The sequence below is a fragment of the Streptococcus infantis genome (assembly GCF_047464615.1).
GTDB lineage: Bacteria > Bacillota > Bacilli > Lactobacillales > Streptococcaceae > Streptococcus > Streptococcus infantis_Y.
Map to the genome: position 1 here is coordinate 1 of NZ_JASHBO010000013.1, position 21,924 is coordinate 21,924.

The 21,924-nt window shown below is 40.1% G+C and carries 19 protein-coding genes; 13 read left to right on the forward strand and 6 right to left on the reverse strand.

What is annotated here, in order from left to right; genetic code table 11:
• Window positions 1-155 precede the first annotated feature (155 nt).
• On the reverse strand, window positions 156-1,718 hold the full coding sequence (guaA, locus tag QM450_RS08130) for a glutamine-hydrolyzing GMP synthase (protein ID WP_414320237.1): 1,563 nt from the start codon (window positions 1,716-1,718) through the stop codon (window positions 156-158).
• Between the two features lie 140 nt (window positions 1,719-1,858).
• On the opposite strand from guaA, the gene QM450_RS08135 reads away from it, so the two are divergent.
• Together QM450_RS08135 and metK are read left to right on the forward strand one after the other, a co-directional pair.
• The gene (locus QM450_RS08135) at window positions 1,859-2,557 is read left to right on the forward strand and encodes a GntR family transcriptional regulator (protein WP_045762883.1); all 699 of its coding nucleotides are present in this window, start codon (window positions 1,859-1,861) and stop codon (window positions 2,555-2,557) included.
• Between the two features lie 238 nt (window positions 2,558-2,795).
• Window positions 2,796-3,986, forward strand: coding sequence for a methionine adenosyltransferase (gene metK / locus QM450_RS08140; RefSeq protein WP_414320238.1), 1,191 nt, complete (start codon window positions 2,796-2,798; stop codon window positions 3,984-3,986).
• 64 nt (window positions 3,987-4,050) lie between these two features.
• On the opposite strand, the gene QM450_RS08145 is transcribed toward metK, so the two are convergent.
• From QM450_RS08145 to QM450_RS08160, 4 genes are all read right to left on the reverse strand, one after another.
• The gene (locus QM450_RS08145) at window positions 4,051-4,350 is read right to left on the reverse strand and encodes a DUF1827 family protein (RefSeq protein WP_000767183.1); all 300 of its coding nucleotides are present in this window, start codon (window positions 4,348-4,350) and stop codon (window positions 4,051-4,053) included.
• A gap of 63 nt (window positions 4,351-4,413) precedes the next feature.
• Window positions 4,414-4,863, reverse strand: a complete 450-nt coding sequence (locus QM450_RS08150; RefSeq protein ID WP_414320239.1) for an NUDIX hydrolase — start codon at window positions 4,861-4,863, stop codon at window positions 4,414-4,416.
• An 88-nt stretch (window positions 4,864-4,951) separates the two neighbouring features.
• Window positions 4,952-7,204, reverse strand: coding sequence for an AAA family ATPase (locus tag QM450_RS08155; RefSeq protein ID WP_414320240.1), 2,253 nt, complete (start codon window positions 7,202-7,204; stop codon window positions 4,952-4,954).
• 527 nt (window positions 7,205-7,731) lie between these two features.
• Window positions 7,732-7,962 (reverse strand): DUF1797 family protein, encoded by a 231-nt coding sequence (locus QM450_RS08160; protein WP_000443576.1) that lies wholly within the window; start codon window positions 7,960-7,962, stop codon window positions 7,732-7,734.
• Between the two features lie 196 nt (window positions 7,963-8,158).
• Here QM450_RS08160 and QM450_RS08165 point away from each other — a divergent pair, with 196 nt between their 5' ends.
• The 5 genes from QM450_RS08165 to QM450_RS08185 all read left to right on the forward strand — a co-directional run bounded on the left by QM450_RS08165 (window position 8,159) and on the right by QM450_RS08185 (window position 12,396).
• Window positions 8,159-8,842: an amino acid ABC transporter permease gene (locus tag QM450_RS08165; protein WP_414320241.1), complete on the forward strand. Its 684-nt coding sequence runs from the start codon at window positions 8,159-8,161 to the stop codon at window positions 8,840-8,842.
• Window positions 8,842-9,576, forward strand: coding sequence for an amino acid ABC transporter ATP-binding protein (locus QM450_RS08170; protein WP_414320242.1), 735 nt, complete (start codon window positions 8,842-8,844; stop codon window positions 9,574-9,576). Before QM450_RS08165 ends, QM450_RS08170 begins: the two co-directional genes overlap by 1 nt.
• Before the next feature lie 131 nt (window positions 9,577-9,707).
• Entirely contained in the window at window positions 9,708-10,565 is an 858-nt protein-coding gene (locus QM450_RS08175) for a bifunctional methylenetetrahydrofolate dehydrogenase/methenyltetrahydrofolate cyclohydrolase (protein ID WP_414320243.1), read from the forward strand.
• Between the two features lie 154 nt (window positions 10,566-10,719).
• Window positions 10,720-11,544, forward strand: a complete 825-nt coding sequence (locus tag QM450_RS08180; RefSeq protein ID WP_414320244.1) for a phosphate ABC transporter ATPase — start codon at window positions 10,720-10,722, stop codon at window positions 11,542-11,544.
• A gap of 3 nt (window positions 11,545-11,547) precedes the next feature.
• Window positions 11,548-12,396 (forward strand): NAD(P)H-hydrate dehydratase, encoded by an 849-nt coding sequence (locus QM450_RS08185; protein WP_414320245.1) that lies wholly within the window; start codon window positions 11,548-11,550, stop codon window positions 12,394-12,396.
• A 23-nt stretch (window positions 12,397-12,419) separates the two neighbouring features.
• Here QM450_RS08185 and QM450_RS08190 read toward each other — a convergent pair whose 3' ends face one another.
• Complete coding sequence (locus QM450_RS08190) at window positions 12,420-12,605, reverse strand: hypothetical protein (RefSeq protein WP_414320246.1); 186 nt, start codon at window positions 12,603-12,605, stop codon at window positions 12,420-12,422.
• 118 nt (window positions 12,606-12,723) lie between these two features.
• Between QM450_RS08190 and QM450_RS08195 the strand changes: the two genes are divergently transcribed.
• The 6 genes from QM450_RS08195 to ezrA all read left to right on the forward strand — a co-directional run bounded on the left by QM450_RS08195 (window position 12,724) and on the right by ezrA (window position 21,449).
• The gene (locus QM450_RS08195; protein WP_414320247.1) at window positions 12,724-15,177 is read left to right on the forward strand and encodes a bifunctional DnaQ family exonuclease/ATP-dependent helicase; all 2,454 of its coding nucleotides are present in this window, start codon (window positions 12,724-12,726) and stop codon (window positions 15,175-15,177) included.
• Between the two features lie 32 nt (window positions 15,178-15,209).
• Window positions 15,210-16,433, forward strand: coding sequence for an FtsW/RodA/SpoVE family cell cycle protein (locus QM450_RS08200; RefSeq protein WP_414320248.1), 1,224 nt, complete (start codon window positions 15,210-15,212; stop codon window positions 16,431-16,433).
• Window positions 16,434-16,443: 10 nt separating this feature from the next.
• Entirely contained in the window at window positions 16,444-16,995 is a 552-nt protein-coding gene (locus QM450_RS08205; RefSeq protein WP_414320249.1) for a DJ-1 family glyoxalase III, read from the forward strand.
• Window positions 16,996-17,100: 105 nt separating this feature from the next.
• Window positions 17,101-17,664 (forward strand): HAD family hydrolase, encoded by a 564-nt coding sequence (locus tag QM450_RS08210; protein ID WP_414312897.1) that lies wholly within the window; start codon window positions 17,101-17,103, stop codon window positions 17,662-17,664.
• 29 nt (window positions 17,665-17,693) lie between these two features.
• Complete coding sequence (gyrB, locus tag QM450_RS08215) at window positions 17,694-19,640, forward strand: DNA topoisomerase (ATP-hydrolyzing) subunit B (protein ID WP_414320250.1); 1,947 nt, start codon at window positions 17,694-17,696, stop codon at window positions 19,638-19,640.
• Between the two features lie 81 nt (window positions 19,641-19,721).
• Window positions 19,722-21,449 carry a septation ring formation regulator EzrA gene (gene ezrA / locus QM450_RS08220; RefSeq protein WP_414320251.1) on the forward strand — a complete coding sequence of 576 codons (1,728 nt, stop codon included), beginning with the start codon at window positions 19,722-19,724 and terminating at the stop codon, window positions 21,447-21,449.
• Window positions 21,450-21,924 lie beyond the last annotated feature (475 nt).

Consider the following 21,924-nt stretch of genomic DNA (forward strand, 5'->3'; position numbering starts at 1 on the left):
AGCTCCTTGAAGCTTTGACCTTGCTTTCTAAGTTCATAGATCTGAACTTTATCATCATAAGTTAATTTCATAATAAAAATACCCCAAAAGTTAGTTTTTTTCTGTCTAACTTTTGGGGTGCAGTTCATTTCTAGGCTTTTTTAAGTTTGTTAACTCTACTCCCACTCAACAGTTGCAGGTGGTTTACTTGTGATATCATAGACGATACGGTTAACGTGGTCAACTTCGTTTACGATACGAACTGAGATTTTTTGGAGAACTTCCCAAGGAATCTTAGCGAAGTCTGCTGTCATTCCATCGATAGAAGTGATAGCACGGATAGCGATAGTATAGTCGTAAGTACGGCCATCTCCCATAACACCTACGGAACGAACGCCAGTGTTAACAGTGAAGTATTGCCAGATATCGCGGTCAAGACCAGCTTTAGCGATTTCTTCACGAAGGATAGCGTCTGATTCACGAACAGTTTCTAGTTTTTCTTCAGTGATTTCGCCCATGACACGAATAGCAAGACCTGGACCTGGGAATGGTTGGCGCCATACGATGTGGTCTGGCATACCAAGTTCAGTACCAAGAGCACGAACTTCATCCTTGTAAAGAGTGTTGAGTGGTTCGATGAGTTCAAACTGCATGTCTTCTGGAAGTCCACCAACGTTGTGGTGAGATTTAATAGTTTGAGCAGTATCCGTACCTGACTCGATAACGTCTGTATAGAGTGTTCCTTGAGCAAGGAATTTCACATCTTTAAGTTTGCTTGCTTCATCATCAAAGACATAGACAAACTCGTTACCGATGATTTTACGTTTTTGCTCTGGATCAGACACACCAGCAAGTTTATCCAAGAAACGTTTGGCAGCGTCTGCTTTAACGATATTCAAACCAAATTTACCACCAAGCATATCCATAACTTGGTCAGCTTCCCCTTTACGAAGAAGACCGTGGTCTACAAAGATACAGATTAGTTGATCTCCGATGGCTTTTTGGAGAAGAACCCCAACAACAGAAGAGTCAACACCACCAGAAAGTCCGAGGAGAACACGTTTGTCTCCAACTTTTTCACGGATTTGTTTGATTTGCATCTCGATGAAGTTATCCATAGTCCAATCGCCTTTGGCACCACAGATATTCAAAGCGAAGTTACGAAGGATATCATAACCGTGAACTGAATGACGAACTTCTGGGTGGAATTGGATACCGTAGATTTTCTTATCTGGATTTTCAATAGATGCGTATGGACAGTCAGCTGATGTACCAGTACGGATAAAGTCAGCTGGAATTTCAGTAACAGCATCCCCGTGGCTCATCAAGACAAGTTGCTCATCTGGAGTACCCGCAAAAAGAGCAGACTCAGTGTGAGTAAGAGTGGATTGTCCATACTCACGGTTACCAGCATCACCTGCAGGGACAACTTTACCACCAAGCTTGTGAGTCAATAGCTGCATACCGTAGCAGATTCCTAAAATTGGAATTCCAAGTTCAAAAATCTCTGGATCAATATCAAATGAGCCTTTTTCATAAACAGAGTTTGGACCACCTGAAAGTACAATCCCGATAGGATTGATAGCGCGGACTTCGTCAGCCGAAATCTTGTGACTTTTTAGTTCTGAAAAGACACCAATCTCACGGATACGACGTGAGATAAGTTGGTTATACTGGCTACCATAGTCCAGTACGATGATCTTTTCGACATCTTGCAAATCAGTTGAAATGTTGGTCATCTTTTCCCTTTCTTAAAAGAAATATCTTCTTGAATATTCTATCATAAATGCCCCAGAATTACCAACCAAACAAGTGCAGTTTGACTTTTCCCCATGAGATAGGGTACAATGGAAAAAATAAAGAAAAGAAGTGAGCAAGCATGTTACCAGCTTATATGAAAATTCACGACCAAATCAAAAAAGGTATTGATGAGGGAAATTGGAAAATTGGAGAAAGACTTCCAAGTGAGCGAGACTTAGCTGAGGAATTTGAGGTTAGCCGTATGACACTGCGTCAAGCCATCTCCCTTTTGGTCGAGGAAGGAGTTTTGGAGCGTCGTGTGGGGAGCGGGACCTTTGTTTCTAGTACTCGTGTTCAGGAAAAAATGCGTGGAACGACTAGTTTTACGGAAATTGTGAAGGCTCAGGGGAAAACACCATCGAGTCATCTGATTTCCTATCGTCGGACTATTCCGAATGAGCAAGAAGTTGAAAAATTAGGGATCAAGGCCACTGAAAATATTATTCGGATGGAACGTGTTCGTTATGCAGATCAAGTTCCGGTAGTCTACGAGGTGGCTTCTATTCCTGAGAAATTTATCAAAAATTTCAAGAAAGAAGAAGTAACCAAGCACTTCTTTCAAACCTTACAGAAACATGGTTATCGGATTGGGAAATCTCACCAGACTATTTATGCTCGCTTAGCCAAGGAAAAAATTGCTCATTATCTAGAAGTAGAAAAAGGTCATGCTATTTTAGGATTGACTCAGGTTTCTTACTTTGATGATGGTACAGCTTTTGAGTATGTAAAGAGCCAATACGTTGGAGAACGTTTTGAGTTTTATCTAGAAAATAATTAGTTTTTAAGAAATCTCTTGAAGTTGGAAATCCTATCCACTTTAAGAGTTTTTATTTGGCTAAGATTAGAAAACAGTTTCCGATTAAGAAAAATAGTAATCATACGAGTATTTTTTAAAGATTCGTGTTATAATAGTTAGGTTATATGGTCCCGATAAGGTGGTAGAGAACGTCGTTTATCGATTCTCTACCAGTACTTTGTAACTCTATAACGAATATTTTTTAAGGGGGGACATTTTTATGTCAGAACGTAAATTATTCACGTCTGAATCTGTATCTGAGGGGCATCCAGATAAGATTGCAGACCAAATTTCAGATGCTATTTTGGATGCTATTTTAGAGCAAGATCCAGAAGCCCACATTGCTGCTGAAACAGCTGTTTATACTGGTTCAGTTCATGTTTTTGGTGAAATTTCAACCAATGCCTATGTAGATATTAACCGTGTGGTACGTGATACGATTGCAGAGATTGGCTATACCAACACTGAGTATGGATTCTCAGCTGAAACAGTAGGAGTTCATCCATCATTGGTAGAGCAATCTCCTGATATCGCCCAAGGTGTTAATGAAGCCTTGGAAGTTCGTGGAAATGCGGATCAAGATCCACTTGATTTGATTGGAGCTGGAGACCAAGGTCTCATGTTTGGTTTTGCGGTTAATGAAACTGAAGAACTCATGCCATTGCCAATCTCACTCAGTCACAAGTTGGTTCGTCGTTTGGCAGAGCTTCGTAAGTCTGGTGAAATTAGCTATCTTCGTCCAGATGCTAAATCTCAAGTTACTGTTGAATATGATGAAAATGACCAGCCAGTACGCGTGGATACAGTCGTTATTTCAACTCAACACGATCCAGAAGTTAGCAATGAACAAATTCATGAAGATGTGATTAACAAGGTTATCAAGGAAGTGATTCCAGCTTCTTATCTTGACGATGAAACTAAATTCTTCATCAATCCAACAGGTCGTTTCGTTATCGGAGGACCTCAAGGAGACTCAGGTTTGACTGGTCGTAAGATCATCGTGGATACTTATGGTGGTTACTCACGCCACGGTGGTGGTGCCTTCTCTGGTAAGGATGCGACTAAGGTTGACCGTTCAGCTTCTTATGCAGCTCGCTACATTGCCAAAAACATCGTTGCTGCAGGTCTCGCTAAGAAAGCAGAAGTTCAATTAGCTTATGCCATTGGTGTAGCTCAACCTGTATCTGTTCGTATTGATACCTTCGGTACTGGAACAGTAGCTGAAAGCAAGCTTGAAAAAGCAGCGCGTCAAATCTTTGACCTTCGTCCAGCAGGAATCATCCAAATGCTGGATCTCAAACATCCAATCTACCGTCAAACAGCGGCTTATGGACACATGGGACGTACAGATATCGATCTTCCATGGGAACGCTTGGATAAGGTTGACGCCTTGAAAGAAGCAGTGAAATAATACAAAAAAGATTGGTAAAACTACCAATCTTTTTGCATATAAAAACCAGTTGTTGAACTGGTTTTTATTTTGTTGGGATTGAGATTTCAATCAATTTTTCAGAGTAGAGGGTCTTGATATTAGCTTCATCGATATTTTGCTTTTCGATCTTGCGATTCAAGAAAAATTCTTGGATTTTTTCTATTTCTTGTTCGCGGATAGCACGATGTTTATTGGAAATGAGGATTTCATAATGAAGCGGTGCCTGAGTAAAGATAACATCAGTGTTGCCTGCAGAGTAGACTTCTACGAGTGTAGCGTCGGTACTCTCCAGTTGGCTTTTAACAAGGTTTGAGTGAGAATTAGTAGTGTTGATGAGCTTCATAGGCTTTCCTCCTGTGTTTCTATTTCTATTATAGCACTTTTTGGAAAAATTGGAAAAGTTAATTTAAACTTGATGCTGTTTTTTCCAAGCTTTAATTGCCCATTTATGACTGCCACGCTTTAAGTTAGCAATGGCTTCATCGATTGGGAACCAAGCTATATGATTGAAGTCCTCCAAAGGTTTTTGGATTTCTTGATAAGAAGTAGCTTCGTAGAGATAGGCTGGATTGTAGTAGTAAGTATCACGATGGCTGGAATAGAAATACTCATCTGCTTGTCCATAATAAGTACCAATCTCAGCTGTAAAACCTAATTCTTCAATCAGTTCTCGTTTGAGAGCTTCAAAATGATCTTCACCTGCTTCAATCTCGCCACCAGGCAAGAACCATGCACCATTTGGAGCTTGAACGAGGATAATCTTTTCATGTGCTGAGTCAGGGATGACTGCATAAACACCATATCTAGTTTTGTAGGTTACACCCTCTTTTTTTTCTCCAAAGGTTGGATTTGTCATAAATTTCTCCTTTATGTGTGCGCTTTCTTTCTATCATATTAAAGAATGCTCTTACTGTCAAGTAAGAACATTCTTTTAGTATGTGGAATTAGTCATTTGAGTCAACTGTTTCCAATTTATTTTTTGATTTAATCATGATTTTACCATTGCTAGTCATGACAGCTTTGAGGTTTTTCTCGCTTGGATTTTCAAGGTAGTAGTCCGTGATTGCATCTTCGATATAGTCTTGAATGGTACGACGTAGCGGACGAGCTCCCATTTTTGGATCATAACCAAGGTCTACAAGTTTTTCTTTAACCTTATCTGTTACATCCAAATGGATGTTATTGCTTGAGAGTCGTTTATTGACATCATCTAACATGAGATCAACGATTTGAAGGAGATTTTCCTTGCTGAGGGCCTTGAATTCGATAATGCCATCAAAACGGTTCATAAATTCTGGACTAAAGAAGTTGCCTAATTCTCCAAGGACTGAGTTGGTACGGCCTTCTCTAGCAGCACCAAATCCAACACTAGCTTCTGCCTTACCTGTACCTGCATTTGAGGTCATGATAATGATGGCGTCTTTAAAGCTAACAGTACGACCTTGACCATCCGTTAAACGACCATCATCCAAGACTTGAAGGAACATATGCATAACATCTGGATGGGCTTTTTCAACTTCATCCAAGAGGATCAGTGAGTAGGGGTTACGACGAACTTTTTCAGTCAATTGACCTGCTTCATCATAGCCTACGTATCCTGGAGGGGCACCAACGAGTTTAGCCACGCTGTGTTTTTCCATGTATTCACTCATGTCAAAGCGAATCATGCTGTCAGCAGAACCAAAGAGTTCGATGGCCAGCTGTTTAGAAAGTTCTGTTTTACCGACACCGGTAGGACCAACAAAAAGGAAGCTACCGATTGGACGGTTTGGAGTACCGAGTCCAACACGGTTACGACGGATAGCCTTGGCGATCTTATCAACTGCATCATCTTGTCCAATAACATGAGCCTTGAGGTCATCTGCTAGGTTGATCAGTTGAGATTGTTCTTTTTCTTTCAAATCACCAACTGGAATATTAGTTTTTTGTTCGATGATGTGTTCGATTGTCTTTTCACTGATGATTGGGGTATCCTGATCCGTTACCTTTGTTTTTTGCATTTCCTTGTATTTGGCAATCTGGTCACGGAAGTAGGCTGCTTTTTCAAAATCTTCATCGCGGGTTGCTTGTGCCTTGAGATTTTCTGCTTCGATTAAGCGTTGGTCGATGACCTTAGGATCTACAAAATTCAAGGTTAAGTTCATTTTTGAACCAGCTTCATCTAGGAGGTCAATGGCCTTGTCTGGCAAGAAACGATCTTGGATGTAGCGGTTAGAAAGGGTAGCGGCCGCTTCGATAGCCCCATCAGTATAGTGAACATGATGGAAATCTTCGTATTTCTTTTGGATACCTTTCAGGATAATGATGGTTTCTTCAACAGTTGGTTCATCAACCTTGACCGGTTGCATACGACGTTCAAGGGCAGCATCTTTTTCGATGATGCGATATTCATTGAGGGTAGTAGCACCAACCAGTTGGAGTTCGCCACGTGCAAGAGCTGGTTTTAGAATATTTCCTGCATCCATATTCCCTTCTCCAGCAGAACCAGCACCGACGATTTCGTGAATTTCGTCAATGAAGAGAATAACATCCTCGCGCTCACGAATTTCTTCCATGAGTTTTTGCATGCGTTCTTCAAACTGACCACGGATACCTGTACCTTGAACTAGACTAACGACATCTAAGCGAATGACTTCTTTCCCTTGAAGCTTATGGGGAACATCACCGTCAACAATTTTCTGAGCTAAACCTTCGACAACAGCTGTCTTACCAACACCGGGCTCACCGATGAGGACAGGGTTGTTTTTTGTTCTGCGGTTGAGGATTTCAATGACACGGATAATCTCTTCGTCACGGCCAATTACAGGGTCAATATTTCCACGACGGGCAATCTCAGTGACATTGATACCATATTCATCCAAGAGTCCTTTTTCCTGGATTGGCGGTGGGGTTTGGGCAGGACCACGATTTTGGGCACCATAGCCACCATTTCCACCGTATCCACCCCCTGACTGAGTTGGGGGGATATTGTTGTTATCAGAAGAAGGTCTAAAGTTGTTGAGATCGTTAAAGAAGTCTCCAAAGGGATCAAAATCACGGTTGTTTAAATCTGTAATGCCCTTGAACAAGCTATTGTTAGGATCTGTTTTGATAATTTTGTAGCAATTTTGACAAAGGTCGATTTGCTTTTGTTGTCCATTGAGATTGGTATAAAGATGAATCGTTGAGTCATTGATTTTACAGTTTTGACAGAGCATACCGCCACCTCATTTCTTTCTTAGTCTTGACTAAATCTAAAAGGTCAAAAATAGTCAAACAAGTATATAATTTAATTATATCATGATTATTGGGCAATTCAAGTAAAAAGATTAGGTATTAGCACTTTTGGTAATAGAGTGCTAATGTTTTTGAAATCTTATAAACTAGGTCAGCATCACTTGAGTTAGTCTCTTTACGGATCGCGCATCAGTTTTTTTCTAATTTAAAAGTAAAATTAAGAGCTACTTCTAGCTGATTTTTGAATTTTCATTGAGTTCGCTTAAATATAGTTAAGTCTTGAGTATAAGAAAAAAATCCTATTTGTCATACAAAAAGGATTCTCGTTGGGTGGGACAGAAATCGATAGACAAAGTCTCGATTTCGTAGTCCCAGCCCCGCGAAGATGATTAGGAGTTTTGGGAGTCTAAAAGACGAACAAAAAGTCCAATCAGCTACCGCGTCAAAGTTTGATTGCTAATAAAAAGTGAGGTCGGGATCTTTTGTCCCAACCTCTGTATATCTATTATTAGTATAGAAGTTCGTAAATTTCCATCGCAATCAAGTCGATGCTGTCAAAAGTATATGTTTCACGAGCTTCAACATCACGAAGTGTAAAGATTGGGCCATTTTCTTCATCATGGTTAAAAGCAACTTCAGCTACAACAACTCCCTCGCGCTCAAAGTTACGTTTTAAGTTACCACCATCTTTTGTCATTGCTTCTAGGCGGTTGATGATTCTAACCAAATGTGATTCCATTTTGATTCTCCTCCATTTCTTATCGTTACTATTTTACCATAAAGAGTATCTACTTGACTAGAAAAAACTAAGATTTCTCGCTATTTCTGTTTTCTTTGAAATTTTATTGAAAATAAAAGGAAAAATATTGAATTTTTATTCAAAACATGTTATACTCATACAAGTTTTAAGTTAGAAATTAGAAAGTAGTGGATTTATGAATTTTTCTTTTTTACCTAAATATCTGCCATATTTTAACTATGGTGCTCTTGTAACAGTCTTGATCTCTGTTTTAGTTGTCTTTTTGGGGACAATTTTAGGGGTAGTCTTGGCTTTTGCTCAACGTTCAAAAATCAAACCTCTAGCATGGATTGCCAATCTTTATATCTGGATTTTCCGTGGAACGCCTATGATGGTACAAATCATGATCGCCTTTGCTCTTATGCATATCAATGCTCCGACAATTCAGATTGGAGTTTTGGGAGTTGATTTTTCACGTTTGATTCCAGGGATTATCATTATCTCTATGAATAGTGGTGCCTATGTATCAGAAACAGTTCGTGCTGGTATCAATGCAGTACCTAAAGGTCAATTAGAGGCGGCTTACTCTCTAGGGATTCGTCCTAAAAATGCCATGCGCTATGTCATCTTGCCACAGGCTATCAAGAATATCTTGCCAGCCTTGGGGAATGAGTTTATTACCATTATCAAGGATAGTTCACTCTTGTCAGCAATCGGTGTCATGGAATTGTGGAATGGAGCTACTACGGTGTCGACAACCACCTACTTGCCTTTAACTCCACTCTTATTTGCAGCCTTTTACTACTTGATTATGACCTCTATTTTGACACTAGCCTTGAAAGCTTTTGAAAATCGTATGGGACAAGGAGAGAAAAAATAATGACTGAAACGCTTATAAAAATTGAAAACCTTCATAAAAACTTTGGGAAGAATGAAGTTTTAAAAGGAATTGATCTTGAAATCAAAAAAGGGGAAGTTGTGGTGATTATCGGACCGTCTGGTAGCGGTAAGTCAACCCTCCTTCGCTCTATGAATCTCCTCGAAGAAGCGACAAAAGGAAAGGTTATCTTTGAAGGAGTAGACATTACAGATAAGAAAAACGACCTCTTTGCCATGCGTGAAAAGATGGGAATGGTTTTCCAACAGTTCAATCTCTTCCCCAATATGACAGTGAAGGATAACATCACGCTTTCTCCTATCAAGACCAAAGGGGAAAGTAAGGAAGTTGCTGAGAAGAGAGCGCATGAGCTCTTGGAAAAGGTTGGTTTACCAGATAAGGCAGATGCCTATCCACAAAGCTTGTCCGGAGGTCAGCAACAACGTATTGCTATCGCGCGTGGTCTTGCCATGGAACCAGATGTACTACTCTTTGATGAGCCGACTTCTGCCCTAGACCCAGAAATGGTTGGAGAAGTTCTAGCTGTTATGCAAGACCTTGCCAAGTCAGGGATGACCATGGTGATTGTGACGCATGAAATGGGCTTTGCGCGTGAGGTAGCAGACCGTGTTATCTTTATGGCGGATGGAGTTGTTGTCGAAGACGGAACGCCAGAGCAAGTCTTTGAACAAACACAGGAACAAAGAACCAAGGATTTCTTGAGTAAGGTTTTGTAAAATATCATGAGAAGCTCCAAGTGGGCTTTTTCTTATAGTCTCAGACTATAGGGTATCTTAGGTAAGAAGTGTTAGAAGGTCGAGCGTTTTTTTGTTATAATAGAGGATATTTGTTAGAAAAGAGAAAATACATGACACAGATTATCGATGGAAAGGCTCTAGCAGCCAAGTTACAAGGGCAGTTGGCAGAAAAGACTGCGAGATTGAAAGAAGAAACAGGATTGGTTCCTGGTTTGGTTGTTATTTTGGTTGGGGACAATCCTGCCAGCCAAGTTTACGTTCGTAACAAGGAACGTTCAGCTATTGCAGCAGGATTCCAGAGTGAAGTTGTGCGAGTTCCTGAAACAATTACCCAAGAGGAATTGTTGGATTTGATTGCCAAATACAATCAAGATCCAGCTTGGCATGGGATTTTGGTTCAATTGCCTTTACCAAAACACATCGATGAAGAGGCTGTTCTACTAGCCATTGATCCAGAAAAGGATGTGGATGGTTTTCATCCGCTCAACATGGGACGCCTTTGGTCTGGTCACCCAGTTATGATTCCTTCAACTCCTGCTGGTATTATGGAAATGTTTCATGAGTATGGGATTGACTTAGAAGGTAAAAATGCAGTTGTCATTGGTCGTTCTAATATTGTCGGTAAGCCAATGGCTCAGCTTTTATTGGCAAAAAATGCAACTGTAACCTTGACCCACTCACGAACACACAATCTGGCCAAGGTAGCTTCTAAGGCGGATATTCTTGTCGTAGCAATTGGTCGTGCCAAGTTTGTGACTACTGACTTTGTCAAGCCTGGAGCAGTTGTCATTGATGTGGGGATGAACCGTGATGAAAACGGCAAGCTCTGTGGAGATGTTGACTATGATGCTGTTGCACCAATCGCTAGCCATATCACACCTGTACCTGGTGGGGTTGGACCTATGACCATTACCATGCTGATGGAGCAAACTTATCAGGCGGCATTGCGTAGCTTGGATAAAAACTAGGTTTATAGGTTGCTAAAATGAATCATCAGAGTAGCAGTTAAACCAAAAGGTTGAATAGCAATATTTCTACCTTTTTTATCTATTGTAAGGACGGTTCTGTCAATTGAAGCTTCTTTCTATCTACTTTGTAGTATAATGAAGTAGAGGTGATTAGATGATTGTAAAAGTTTGTAATGCAGATTTTAGTCTCCAGTGGGATGGGATGTATCAATTTGCTCTTGAAAACTATCCTCAGATTAAAGAATGGGAATTGGAGAAGCTAGCAAAGTTTATTGCTTACGAACAGGACCATCATCGTCAGACCATTGTGGAATGTGAGAATCATGAATTAAATATACAAATTCATGATTACTTGCAAGAGCATAGCTTTTTTCCTCCCTACAGACCAAGTCATCGCCTTGTAGCTTCTACCTATGATATCCAGAGGAAGTTGGTTACTTCAAATTATTGTAGTCATACTTGTACAGTTGAGGTGGCTCAGGCTATTTTTCAGACTGGGAAACTCATGTCGGCGGTAAAAGTATTTGGTAAAAGTGGGGCTGAGCTAGTTACAGATAGTCGTAATGCAGCTTCTGATCCAGCAGACTATTTTGACTATATCATGTTCGGATGGTCTAATACGACTTCGGGTTACCGACTCGCTATGGAGCGTTTGTTAGGACGGGCACCTTCTGAAGAGGAATTGCAAGAAAAGTTCATTCCTGGCGTTAGTTTTCATTTTCTGTATGAAGAATTAATTCAAGCGCCAGGTTATATGTTTGATGGCTATCATGTTGCGAAGGTAAGAGATAGTTTAGATTTGGATACCTTACTTCATTTGTGTATCATCCCGTCAAAAGATAAGGCTTGTTTTGAAGGTTTGATTTCTAGTCAATTACAAGATAGAGTGACTTACCTAGACTATGAAGGAGAAGGGTTACAGGCTTGGAATACTAAGGTTAATCAAGTACTACATGGTAAGGATAAGTTGAAGGAGTAGTGTATGAAAAAGATTGATCAAGCTCTACTGAAAAAAGTTATCATTGAGCGTCCTCGTTCTAGTCATAAGGGAGACTACGGGCGTCTTCTCTTGATTGGGGGAATGTATCCTTATGGGGGAGCCATTATTATGGCTGCCTTAGGGGCTGTTAGAAGTGGCGCAGGATTGGTTACAGTAGCTACGGATAAAGAGAATATTCCAGCGCTACATAGCCATTTGCCTGAGGCTATGGCTTTTGCTCTTGACGATAAGCAATTGCTTGAGCAACAGTTGCAGAAGGCTAGTATTGTCTTGGTTGGACCTGGGTTAGTGGATGATGAGCGTGGAGAACAGCTTCTCCAAACAGTCTTTCATCATTTAAATCAAGACCAGACTCTCATACTGGATGGCGGAGCCTTATCCATTTTTGCTAAGACGGGAATGAAATTTCCTAAAGCTCAGCTTGTTTTAACTCCTCATCAAAGGGAATGGCAAGTCTTGTCAGGCTTAGAATTGACTTCTCAAGGAGCTGAGGAAACAAGAGAGGCTTTGAAGAGATTTCCTTCAGGAACGATTTTGGTTCAAAAAGGTCCAGCTACTCGAATCTGGCAAGCTGGACAAGTTGATTGTTATCAGCTGAGTGTCGGTGGCCCCTATCAGGCAACTGGGGGAATGGGTGATACTCTGGCGGGGATGATCGCTGGTTTTACAGGGCAATTTCCTCAAGTTAGTCTTTACGAAAGAGTGACGGTAGCAACCTATTTACATTCAGCAATTGCCCAAGAACTGGCTGAGGACAATTTTGTAGTTCTGCCAACCACGATCAGTCAACATATCCCAGCCTTTATGAAGAAAATACAAAAAGACACCTGAGGTTTTCAGGTGCCTTTTGACTATTAGAAGAGGCCTTTGACCTTATTTACAAGTCCGTCAAGTCCTTCTGAACCTGAAACCAAAGCTTGTGCTTGGTTAAGATACTCACCGAGTTGGACCTTATTTTCTTCGACAAAGGTTTTTGCGGCAGCCAAATCTTTTTTCTCGATTAGCTCTTTTACTTGGTTAAACAAATCTAATGGGTTCATGATGTCCCTCCTTTTCTACACTTCTATTCAATCATTTTTTGAAAAAACTTGCAAGAAACTTGACCCTTCCAATAAAGTTCAGGGGTGTCAAATGGTGCAAATTTTGATATAATTTTTAATGATGAATTTTAGAAATGATCGGTACGTTGTCGTGGATTTAGAGGCGACCAGTACCGGAAGCAAGGCAAAAATTATCCAAGTAGGAATCGTGGTCATTGAAAATGGCGAGATTGTTGACCAATATGCCACGGATGTCAATCCCCACGAACCTTTGGATTCTCATATCAAAGAATTAACGGGTTTGACCGATCAGCGACTGGCAGAGGCACCAGAGTTTTCTCAGGTGGCTGGAAAAATTTTTGACTTGGTCAAGGACGGTGTTTTTGTTGCACACAATGTCCAGTTCGATGCTAATTTGTTGGCAGAATTTCTCTTTTTTGAGGGCTATGAATTGCGCACTCCCCGTATCGATACAGTCGAGTTGACTCAGGTGTTTTATCCTCAGCTTGAAAAGTATAATCTGGGGATTCTCTGTCAAGAGTTGGGTATTTCACTAGAAAAAGCCCATACTGCCCTATCAGATGCCCAAGCAACAGCAGAACTCTTTCTCTGTATGCGACAAAAAATGTTTCAACTGCCAAAAGGCTTATTGGAGCGCTTGTTAAGTTTGTCAGATGGTTTATTATATGAGTCTTATCTAGTTATTGAAGAAGTTTATCAGAAGCAGTCCATCCTAGTTGAACATGACCTGGTAGAAGTGCAAGGTTTATTTTTAAGAAAAGAAAAACCAGCCCTTTCTCCACGTAAACTATCTAAAGATTTCCAAACCAATATTGCCTTGTTGGATTTGGAAGATAGAGCTCCACAAGCTAGCTTTTCTCAAAAAGTTCAAGATTTTCTACAGAATGAGAAAATTGCTTTTGTGCAAGCTCAGACTGGAATTGGGAAAACCTACGGCTATTTGTTACCCGCTTTATCACTAGAAAACGAAAAAGGAATCCTTCTCAGTGTTCCTACTAAAGTTCTACAAAATCAAGTGATGCAAGAAGAGGCTCGTAGATTGGAAGAGGTCTTTCACCTTTCGATTCATAATCTTAAAGGACCACAGAATTATCTAAAACTAGATGCCTTTCATGCAGCGCTAGAGGAAGAAGAATCCAATCGTTTGTACACTCGATTTAAAATGCAACTCCTGGTTTGGTTAACTGAAACGGAAACTGGAGATTTGGATGAGATTGGACAGCTTTATCGCTACCAGCAGTTTTTACCAAACTTGGTGCATGATGGTAATCTTCCCAAAGCTTCTCTCTTTTGGTTAGAGGATTTTTGGAGACGGGGGCAGAAAAAAGCTCGCTCTTGCCAGCTACTTGTGACAAATCATGCTTATCTCGTTACCCGACTTGAAGATGATCCCAGTCTACTAGAGGGCCGTCTCTTGATTTTGGATGAGGCCCAGAAGATCTTATTAACTTTGGAAAGTCTTTTACAAAAGAGTTTCGTTTTAAATGACATAATAGACCAGCTAGATCAAGCTCTAGTTCGAGAAGAAGGGACGCTTCAGAGACGCTTGATGGAGAGTATTCGCTTTGAGCTTTGTCATTTGATGGACCAGTTCCTATCAGGCAAACGAAGAATGTGCCCTGCGACAACAATGGCACAACTCCAACAGGATTTTTCTGAGCTAGTAGTTCAAGGTTTTCAGGATTGTCAGCGATTTTTCTGCACTGATGGAGAATTTTGGCTATCAGCCTCAGACTTGTCTAGCAAGAAGGTTGTCATTTCTTCCAGTCGCAATCAACGTCTGCTCTTTTCGGAAATCTTTCCAGAGAGTTGTCAACTCTTAGCTGTCTCTGCAACTTTGGAAATTAGTAGCAGAGTAACTTTACCAGAACTAATGGGATTCTCGCATGCGGCCTTTGACAGACTGGATGAGAATTTTCAAGAAAATCAAGAAATTTTGGTCGTCAAGGATTTTCCATTGGTGACTGAAACCTCTCAAGAAGACTATGCTCATGCTCTTGTAGAAGTGCTGGAAGATTTGTCTTATCTTGAAGAACCCATGCTTGTTTTATTCACTTCAAAAGACCTTTTGTTGCAGGTATCAGATTCTTTATCTCTTTCTCATTTAGCCCAATATAAAAACGGAGATCCTTCTCAACTCAAGAAACGGTTTGAAAGAGGAGACTCTCAACTCTTGCTAGGGACAGGAAGTTTTTGGGAGGGAGTTGATTTTGCGACTCACCCTCGAGTGATTGAAGTGGTGACACGCTTGCCCTTCCAAAATCCAGAAGATCCCTTTACGAAAAAAATGAATCAGGAACTGCGTCTTGAAGGGAAAAATCCTTTCTACGACTATCAACTGCCAATGGCTATTATTCGCCTCAAACAAGCGATAGGTAGAACCATGCGCCGTCTTGGACAACGCTCCTCTGTCCTTATCTTGGATAGTCGAATGACAAGCAAGCGATATGGAAAGCAGATTGGCAAGGCCTTGTCACAGACTAGTCGAGTGAGAGAAGTTGGCAAAGAGCAAGTATTCTCAAAAGTTCAAGAATTTTTACACAAACATTGAAATAAACATCTGAAAGAATGAAGGAGACCTTTATGAAACGTTCTCTCGACTCTCGAGTCGATTATAGTTTGATTCTACCAGTATTCTGTTTGCTGGTGATTGGAGTGGTAGCTATTTACATTGCTGTCAGTCATGACTATCCACATAATATCTGGCCTATTCTCGGTCAGCAACTAGCTTGGATCGTATTGGGAATTGTTATCAGCTTTGTAGTCATGTTCTTTAATACAAAATTTTTATGGCAGGCGACTCCCTATCTTTACGCCCTAGGTCTAGTCCTCATGGTCTTGCCTTTGGTCTTCTACAACCCGAGTTTAGTAGCTGCAACTGGTGCGAAAAACTGGGTATCAATTGGTGGAGTGACACTTTTCCAGCCTTCTGAATTTATGAAAATTTCCTATATTCTGATCTTGGCTCGGGTCATTGTTCAATTCACACAGAAACACAAGGAAAGTGAACGAACTATTCCTTTAGATTTCCTCTTGATACTGTGGATGATTATCTTCACGCTACCAGTCTTAGGTTTACTGGCCCTGCAGAGTGACTTAGGAACGGCCTTGGTCTTTGTCGCAATCTTTGCTGGACTCGTCTTGCTTTCTGGGGTATCATGGAAAATTATCATTCCAATTTTTGCGACAGTTGTATCAGGAATTGCAGGATTTTTGGCAATTTTCATCACAAAAGATGGGCGTGCTTTCATGCATCAGATCGGGATGCCAACCTATCAGATCAACCGCATCCTTGCTTGGCTCAATCCCTTTGATTATGCACAAACGACCACCTATCAACAGGCCCAAGGGCAAATCGCCATCGGAAGTGGAGGATTATTTGGTCAAGGATTTAATGTATCTAATCTCCTTATTCCCGTTCGTGAGAGTGATATGATTTTTACTGTCATTGCAGAAGATTTTGGTTTTATTGGTTCTGTCCTTGTAATTACACTTTATCTCCTACTTATCTATCGAATGTTAAAAATCACTCTGAAGTCTAATAATCAATTTTATACCTACATTTCAACTGGATTTATTATGATGCTCTTGTTCCATATCTTTGAAAATATCGGTGCAGTGACAGGTCTCCTTCCTTTGACAGGGATTCCTCTGCCATTCATTTCCCAAGGGGGATCAGCCATTATCAGTAATCTGATTGGTGTTGGTTTGCTTCTATCGATGAGTTATCAAACGCATCTAGCCGAAGAAAAGAGCGGTAAAACAAGATTTAAACGGAAGAAAGTTGTATTGAAAAAAGTTAAATAAGGAGTAAATCATGGCTAAAGTAGCAGTTATCTTAGCAGATGGCTTTGAAGAAATCGAAGCCCTAACAGTTGTGGACGTATTACGTCGTGCCAATATTGCTTGTCATATGGTTGGTTTTGAAGCCCGAGTGACGGGATCACATGACATCCAAGTACAAGCAGATCGTGTGTTTGATGGTGATTTATCTGAGTACGACATGATTGTCTTACCAGGAGGTATGCCAGGTTCAGCTCACTTGCGTGATAATGAGCAATTGATTGCTGAACTTCAAAAATTTGAGCAAGTTGGTAAAAAAGTAGCAGCCATTTGTGCAGCACCAATTGTACTGAATAGAGCCGGTCTCCTCAAGGACAAAGAGTTCACCTGCTATGATGGTGTCCAAGAGCAAATTACTGATGGTCACTATCGCAAGGAAACAGTAGTTGTCGATGGTCAGTTGACTACCAGTCGCGGTCCAGCAACTGCCCTTGACTTTGCTTATAACCTAGTAGAACAACTTGGTGGAGATGCAAATGCTTTGAGAGAAGCCATGCTCTATCGTGATGTGTTTGGAATAGATTAACTAAAACGAGAGGAATCTATCAATTAGGGGATTCTTCTCGTTTTTTACTGTTAAAATAGAAGGAAATCGTCGCTTTTTTGATAAAAAAATGCTATAATGAAGGGTATGAAATATCACGATTACATCTGGGATTTAGGTGGAACTTTACTTGATAATTATGAGACTTCGACCGCGGCTTTTGTGGAAACATTAGCTCAATTTGGAATCGAAGAAGAACATGATAAAGTTTACAATGCCTTAAAAGTGTCAACCGCTTTTGCGATTGACCAATTTGCCCCAACAATAGAGCATTTTTTAGAAAAATACAAGGAAAATGAAGCGCGAGAGCTTGAGCATCCTGCCTTGTTTGAGGGAGTACCTGCTTTATTGGAGGAAATCTCAGACCAGGGAGGACGGAACTTTTTAGTTTCGCATCGCAATGACCAAGTTTTGGATATTCTTGAAAAGACAGGTATTGCTGGCTATTTTACAGAAGTAGTAACAGCTAGTTCTGGTTTCAAGAGAAAACCAAATCCAGAGTCTATGATCTATTTGCGAGATAAGTATAAGATTAGTTCTGGTATCGTTATTGGTGATCGACCTATAGACATTGAAGCTGGACAAGCAGCAGGCTTAGCGACGCATCTCTTTAAAAATATCGTGACATTGAGACAAGTATTAGACATGTAAGAAAAAGGAAAAAAAGAAAAAGGGAAAAAATGACAGAAGAAATCAAAAACCAACAGGCACAGGATTATGATGCCAGTCAGATTCAAGTTTTGGAAGGTCTGGAAGCCGTTCGTATGCGTCCTGGAATGTATATCGGATCGACTTCAAAAGAAGGTCTTCACCACCTAGTCTGGGAAATCGTTGATAACTCTATCGATGAGGCCTTGGCGGGATTTGCTAGTCATATTCAGGTCTTTATTGAGCCAGATGACTCTATCACGGTTGTTGATGATGGACGTGGTATCCCTGTTGATATTCAAGAAAAGACAGGCCGTCCTGCCGTTGAAACTGTCTTTACCGTTCTTCACGCTGGAGGTAAATTTGGCGGTGGCGGATACAAGGTTTCTGGTGGACTCCACGGTGTAGGTTCATCGGTTGTAAATGCCCTCTCAACTCAGTTGGATGTTCGTGTTCATAAAAACGGAAAGATTCATTACCAAGAATACCATCGTGGACATGTTGTTGCTGACCTTGAGGTGATTGGAGATACAGATAAAACAGGTACAACAGTACACTTCACGCCAGATCCAGAGATTTTTACAGAAACAACAACTTTTGATTTTGATAAATTAAACAAGCGGATTCAGGAGCTAGCCTTTTTGAACCGTGGCCTTCAAATCTCCATCACTGACAAACGTGAGGGACTTGAACAAACAAAACACTACCATTACGAAGGTGGGATTGCGAGTTACGTTGAGTTTATCAATGAAAACAAGGATGTCATTTTTGAAAATCCAATCTACACTGATGGAGAAATGGATGACATCACAGTTGAAGTAGCCATGCAGTACACAACTGGCTACCATGAAAATGTCATGAGTTTTGCCAATAACATTCATACACATGAGGGTGGAACACATGAACAAGGTTTCCGTACAGCCCTAACTCGTGTCATCAATGACTACGCTCGTAAAAACAAACTCCTCAAAGACAATGAAGATAATCTAACGGGTGAGGATGTCCGTGAAGGATTGACTGCCGTTATCTCTGTGAAACATCCAAATCCTCAGTTTGAAGGACAAACGAAAACTAAACTTGGAAATAGTGAAGTTGTCAAGATTACTAATCGCCTCTTTAGTGAAGCATTTTCAGACTTCCTAATGGAAAATCCACAGATTGCTAAGCGGATTGTTGAAAAAGGGATTTTGGCAGCTAAGGCGCGTGTAGCAGCCAAGCGTGCGCGTGAAGTTACTCGTAAGAAGTCAGGTTTAGAGATTTCAAACCTTCCAGGGAAATTAGCAGACTGTTCCTCAAACAATCCAGCTGAAACTGAACTTTTCATCGTCGAAGGAGATTCAGCGGGAGGTTCTGCAAAGTCTGGTCGTGACCGTGAATTCCAAGCGATTTTACCAATTCGCGGTAAAATCCTCAACGTTGAAAAGGCCAGCATGGATAAAATCCTTGCCAATGAAGAAATCCGTAGCCTTTTCACAGCTATGGGAACAGGCTTTGGGGCTGAGTTCGATGTCAGCAAGGCACGTTACCAAAAACTCGTTATCATGACGGATGCCGATGTCGATGGAGCTCACATCCGTACCCTCTTGTTAACCTTGATTTATCGTTATATGAAACCCGTTTTAGAAGCAGGTTATGTTTATATCGCTCAACCACCAATTTACGGTGTTAAGGTCGGCAGTGAAATTAAAGAATACATCCAACCTGGAGCAGATCAAGAAATCCGTTTACAGGAAGCCTTGGCTCGCTATAGTGAAGGACGTTCAAAACCAACTATTCAGCGTTATAAAGGTCTTGGAGAAATGGATGACCATCAACTTTGGGAAACAACTATGAACCCAGAACATCGTCTCATGGCGCGTGTATCAGTTGATGATGCTGCAGAAGCAGATAAAATCTTTGATATGCTCATGGGTGACCGTGTAGAACCACGTCGAGAATTTATTGAAGAAAATGCTGTTTACAGTACGCTTGACGTTTAAAAAAATTTGGAAATAGTTCCCATGGTTTGAAAAATATGATATAATCATTACAATTGTTTCAAGTATAAAAAGGAGTTTGATATGTCTGATAATCTGTTGATTATTATTATGATTGTAATCGCGACTCTTCTGATCATTGCTTATGTTGTAGCGATTTTGTTACGCAAACGAAATGAAAAGAGGCTCGCAGTACTAGAAGGAAGAAAGGAAGAGTTGTATAACCTTCCAGTTAACGATGAAGTAGAAGCTGTTAAGAATATGCATCTGATTGGTCAAAGTCAGATTGCATTTAGAGAGTGGAATCAAAAATGGGTAGACCTATCCCTCAACTCATTTGCGGATATTGAGAATAATCTGTTTGAAGCAGAAGGGTACAATAATTCATTTCGCTTCTTGAAAGCTCAACACAAAATTGATCAAATTGAAAGCCAGATTACCCTTATCGAAGAAGATATTGCTTCCATTCGAAATGCTTTGGCAGATCTAGAAAAACAAGAATCAAAAAATAGTGGTCGTGTCTTGCATGCTTTAGATTTATTTGAAAGCCTGCAGAAAACAGTCGCAGAAGACTCTGAGAAATATGGTCAAGCACTTCCTGAAATTGAAAAACAATTGGAGAACATCCAATCAGAATTTTCTCAATTTGTGACGCTAAACTCTTCAGGAGATCCAGTTGAAGCAGCAGGAATTCTGGATAATGCTGAAAATCATATCCTCGCTTTGACGCATATCGTAGAGAGAATTCCAGCAATTGTTACTAAACTAACGACAGAACTCCCTGATCAACTTGAAGATCTAGAGGCTGGCTATCGTAAGTTGCTTGATGCCAACTATCACTTTGTAGAAACTGACATTGAATCACGTTTACAGTTATTGTATGAAGCTTTGAAAAATAACCAAGAAAATATTAAAAAATTGGAATTGGACAATGCTGAATATGAAAATAATCAGATTCAAGAAGAAATCAATGCTCTCTATAGTATTTTCACACGAGAGATTGCTTCTCAAAAGGTTGTTGAAAACTTGTTGTCAACACTTCCAACCTATCTTGACCACTTAAAAGACAATAATCAAGTCTTAGTGAAAGATATCGAGCGTTTGAGCAAAACTTACTTGATGTCTGAGAGTGATGTAAATCACGTCCGTCGTCTTCAAGTGGATTTGGATTCCCTAGAAGTTACAGTTAGCGATTTGACTTCAGAACAAGAGGAATATTCAGAAGCTTACTCTGTATTGGAAGAACGTTTAGAAAATGTTCAAGCTACATTAAAAGAAATTGAAGATGATCAAGTTTCAGTGAGCGAACGTTTAGTACAGATTGAAAAAGATGATGTTAATGCTCGTCAAAAGGCAAATGTTTATGTAAATCGTCTCCACACAATCAAGCGCTACATGGAAAAGAGAAATCTTCCAGGAATACCACAGAGCTTCTTGAAATTGTTCTTTGCAGCTAGCCACAGTACCGAAGACTTGATGGCAGAGTTAGAACAGTCGCAAGTCAACATTGAGTCTGTTAATCGTATCCTAGAAATTGCATCACATGATATGGAAGTTTTGGAAACAGAAACTTACAGTATTGTGCAATATGCAACCTTGACAGAGCAATTGCTTCAATATTCTAACCGCTACAGATCATTTGATGAAGGGATTCAACAAGCCTTCCATGAATCTTTAGAAATCTTTGAAAATGCCTTTGATTATCAAGCATCTTTCGAAAAGATTTCCCAAGCTTTGGAAGTTGCTGAGCCAGGTGTAACAAACCGCTTTGTTTCCTCATATGAAAAAACAAGAGAAATCATTCGTTTCTAAACAAAATAAGTTATATAGAAATCTGAATTGCACCCTGAAAGTTAGAGCCAAAAATCTAACTTTTGGGGTGTTTTTATGTGAGTAAAAAACATAGATATCAAAGTGCAATGTAATGAAATAAAATCTGAACAAATTGTCTAGGGAAATCAAAACAATTTCTAGCAATGTTTTAGAAGTTACGATGTATAGTATAGTGGATTGATACTCAATGAAAATCAAAGAGCAAACTAGGAAGCTAGCCGCAAGCTGTACTTGAGTACGGTAAGGCGACGCTGACGTGGTTTGAATTTGATTTTCGAAGAGTATGAAATAAAATATAAACAGAGAGATTAGTAAAGTCAAAATAATTTTTAGTAATGTTTTAGAAGCGACAGTGTACTATTCTATATTCGATATACAATAAGATCAAAAATTCACGCACCTTTCAAAAATATTTGGCATGGTTGACGAATTCAAGATTCTTTGATATATTAAA

Excerpts from the sequence above, each read along its gene's own strand:
- QM450_RS08165 (WP_414320241.1), top strand. The coding sequence starts at position 8,159 with ATGAATTTTTCTTTTTTACCTAAATATCTGCCATATTTTAACTATGGT.
- metK (WP_414320238.1), top strand. The coding sequence starts at position 2,796 with ATGTCAGAACGTAAATTATTCACGTCTGAATCTGTATCTGAGGGGCAT.
- QM450_RS08190 (WP_414320246.1), bottom strand. The coding sequence starts at position 12,605 with ATGAACCCATTAGATTTGTTTAACCAAGTAAAAGAGCTAATCGAGAAA.
- QM450_RS08210 (WP_414312897.1), top strand. The coding sequence starts at position 17,101 with ATGAAATATCACGATTACATCTGGGATTTAGGTGGAACTTTACTTGAT.
- QM450_RS08185 (WP_414320245.1), top strand. The coding sequence starts at position 11,548 with ATGAAAAAGATTGATCAAGCTCTACTGAAAAAAGTTATCATTGAGCGT.
- guaA (WP_414320237.1), bottom strand. The coding sequence starts at position 1,718 with ATGACCAACATTTCAACTGATTTGCAAGATGTCGAAAAGATCATCGTA.
- gyrB (WP_414320250.1), top strand. The coding sequence starts at position 17,694 with ATGACAGAAGAAATCAAAAACCAACAGGCACAGGATTATGATGCCAGT.
- QM450_RS08170 (WP_414320242.1), top strand. The coding sequence starts at position 8,842 with ATGACTGAAACGCTTATAAAAATTGAAAACCTTCATAAAAACTTTGGG.
- QM450_RS08155 (WP_414320240.1), bottom strand. The coding sequence starts at position 7,204 with ATGCTCTGTCAAAACTGTAAAATCAATGACTCAACGATTCATCTTTAT.
- QM450_RS08200 (WP_414320248.1), top strand. The coding sequence starts at position 15,210 with ATGAAACGTTCTCTCGACTCTCGAGTCGATTATAGTTTGATTCTACCA.
- QM450_RS08145 (WP_000767183.1), bottom strand. The coding sequence starts at position 4,350 with ATGAAGCTCATCAACACTACTAATTCTCACTCAAACCTTGTTAAAAGC.
- QM450_RS08205 (WP_414320249.1), top strand. The coding sequence starts at position 16,444 with ATGGCTAAAGTAGCAGTTATCTTAGCAGATGGCTTTGAAGAAATCGAA.
- ezrA (WP_414320251.1), top strand. The coding sequence starts at position 19,722 with ATGTCTGATAATCTGTTGATTATTATTATGATTGTAATCGCGACTCTT.
- QM450_RS08195 (WP_414320247.1), top strand. The coding sequence starts at position 12,724 with ATGATGAATTTTAGAAATGATCGGTACGTTGTCGTGGATTTAGAGGCG.
- QM450_RS08180 (WP_414320244.1), top strand. The coding sequence starts at position 10,720 with ATGATTGTAAAAGTTTGTAATGCAGATTTTAGTCTCCAGTGGGATGGG.
- QM450_RS08175 (WP_414320243.1), top strand. The coding sequence starts at position 9,708 with ATGACACAGATTATCGATGGAAAGGCTCTAGCAGCCAAGTTACAAGGG.
- QM450_RS08160 (WP_000443576.1), bottom strand. The coding sequence starts at position 7,962 with ATGGAATCACATTTGGTTAGAATCATCAACCGCCTAGAAGCAATGACA.
- QM450_RS08150 (WP_414320239.1), bottom strand. The coding sequence starts at position 4,863 with ATGACAAATCCAACCTTTGGAGAAAAAAAAGAGGGTGTAACCTACAAA.
- QM450_RS08135 (WP_045762883.1), top strand. The coding sequence starts at position 1,859 with ATGTTACCAGCTTATATGAAAATTCACGACCAAATCAAAAAAGGTATT.